This is a genomic window from Bartonella sp. AP9QHHD, assembly GCF_042195625.1.
Lineage (GTDB): Bacteria > Pseudomonadota > Alphaproteobacteria > Rhizobiales > Rhizobiaceae > Bartonella.
Window position 1 is genome coordinate 1 of the sequence record NZ_JBHIOP010000104.1, and the last position, 2203, is coordinate 2203.

Consider the following 2203-nt stretch of genomic DNA (forward strand, 5'->3'; position numbering starts at 1 on the left):
ACTTTTTAGAATTAGAGACCCTTTGGACCTCTGGTTTTGCTAAAAAACCACCCCGAAAAGAACTCTTGATTCGTAATAATTAGAGAGACGTGTTGCAAAATCCTATTCCCTCACTTTTATTTACGCGTCCCTCACTGTAAAAAATATATGGAAAATCAATAAATTATTTTGGATAAAAAAGAGTATGGTGCCCAAAAGAGGACTCGAACCTCCACGCCTTACGGCACAGGTACCTGAAACCTGCGCGTCTACCAATTCCGCCATCTGGGCTTATAAAATTCATCTAAGCGCATGAAGCAACTCTGTCAATAAAATTATAGAATTTATTTTTTCAGCTTAAAACGATAGCATTGAACTTTTGAGAGAGATCATGATTTTAGAAGTTTAAGGTGTGAGGACTGTCTTTGATAAAATTGTTGAATCCGGATTAAATGTGTAAATAATAGGAATGCCGGTCGCTAATTCTTGAGATATAATTTCCTCACCGGAGAGACCTTCAAGCGCCATAATAAGAGCACGAAGAGAATTTCCATGTGCTGCGATCAAAACAGTTTGGGAGCGCAAAATATGAGGCTGGATATGGTAAAGATAATAAGGCCAGATGCGCGCACCGGTGTCGCGTAGGCTTTCTCCATTCGGAGGTGCAATTATATAGGAGCGGCGCCACATTTGCACTCGCTCTTGCCCCCATTGTTGGCGTACTTCATCTTTATTTAAACCAGAAAGATCACCATAATTACGTTCATTTAATGCGGGATTTTTTATCACTTCTAAATCTGATTGTCCCATTTGCTCTAAAATGTGCTGAGCGGTTTTTTGAGCACGCTGTAAGGCTGATGTATAAGCGATATCAAACTTCAAACCATATTCTTTCAGTTTTTTTCCTGCTGCTATCGCTTCGGCATGACCTTTTTCTGTTAAATCAGGATCTTTCCAACCGGTAAAAAGGTTTTTGAGATTCCATTCACTTTGTCCATGACGAATTAGTGTAAGTATGCGTCCCATTATGAATTGCCTCTATTCTATTGATTGTTTAAAATTCATTGTTCAATCCCAAAACATCGAACATTGAATAAAGACCGCTTTCATGATTTTGTGCCCATAAAGCTGCTTTTAATGCGCCATTGGCAAAGATAGAGCGTTCTTGCGCTGTATGTGAAAGAACAATGCGCTCATTGGAGCCGGCAAAAATGACACTGTGTTCTCCAACAACTGTCCCACCACGTGAACAGGAAAAGCCAATGGTGCCTTTTTTGCGTTTACCTATATGACCATTGCGTTCGTTGACACGCACATTTTTAAGCATAACATTGCGCCCTTCAGCTGCTGCTTGGCCAAGAAGAAGGGCTGTTCCAGAAGGGGCGTCAACTTTGTTAGCGTGATGCATTTCATAAACTTCGATATCAAAATCATCAGCTTCTAATGCTTTAGCGGCTTTCTTTACAAGGTTGGCTAAAAGATTTATTCCAAGGCTCATATTTCCGGATTTGACAATTGTTGTATATTTCGCAAAATCTGCAATTTTTTCTTCTTCTGTTTTGCTAAATCCTGTGGTGCCAATAATATGGACAAGGCTTTTTTGAGCAGCGTAGTTAGCATAAAGAATACTGGCTTCTGGTTGTGAAAAATCTAAAATACCTTCTGTATTAGAAAAGGCATTTTCGGGATCGTCAGTGATACCAATCCCAAGAGAATCTGAACCAATTAAGGCACTGGCATCTTTTCCTACAAACGGTGAGCCTTTGCGTACAAGAACAGCACAAAGTTCTACATCTCTCCTCTGCTGGATTGTTGTAATGAGTTCACGTCCCATTCTTCCATTTGCACCAACAACTGTAAGGCGCATTTTTATCTCCTTATAATACTTTACTGTGCAGTATAGGCAAATTCTTGCCTTCTTTCCAATGGTTCTTTTTCTTTATAGAAAAATTTTTTTCCTGCTTTAATTTATCTTGTTGTGCTGTAAAATACTGTTGTTTAGAGCAAGTGATATAAGATCTACAAATTTAAATAGAGATGTTTTTCGGTCATTCAAGATATAATACTAAAAAACACAATAAAGTCAATAGGTTGTGTGAAATTATTTTATATGAATCCACTCAAGAATCCATCTTTTTATGCATGATTCATTTGACCATTTTTTATATAAGATTGCCATGGATGAATAGACTGTAAAAAGCAAATCATGATGCAAATATTATAA

The 2203-nt window shown here is 37.9% G+C and carries 2 protein-coding genes and 1 tRNA gene; all 3 read right to left on the minus strand.

The window, feature by feature from the left end; translation table 11 throughout:
• Nucleotides 1–185: 185 nt before the first annotated feature.
• Nucleotides 186–270 (minus strand) — tRNA-Leu (locus ACFIK4_RS09130).
• A gap of 114 nt (nucleotides 271–384) precedes the next feature.
• On the minus strand, nucleotides 385–1005 hold the full coding sequence (locus ACFIK4_RS09135; RefSeq protein ID WP_375675799.1) for a 2,3-bisphosphoglycerate-dependent phosphoglycerate mutase: 621 nt from the start codon (nucleotides 1003–1005) through the stop codon (nucleotides 385–387).
• A gap of 28 nt (nucleotides 1006–1033) precedes the next feature.
• The gene (dapB, locus tag ACFIK4_RS09140; protein ID WP_375613493.1) at nucleotides 1034–1846 is read right to left on the minus strand and encodes a 4-hydroxy-tetrahydrodipicolinate reductase; all 813 of its coding nucleotides are present in this window, start codon (nucleotides 1844–1846) and stop codon (nucleotides 1034–1036) included.
• Nucleotides 1847–2203: the final 357 nt, after the last annotated feature.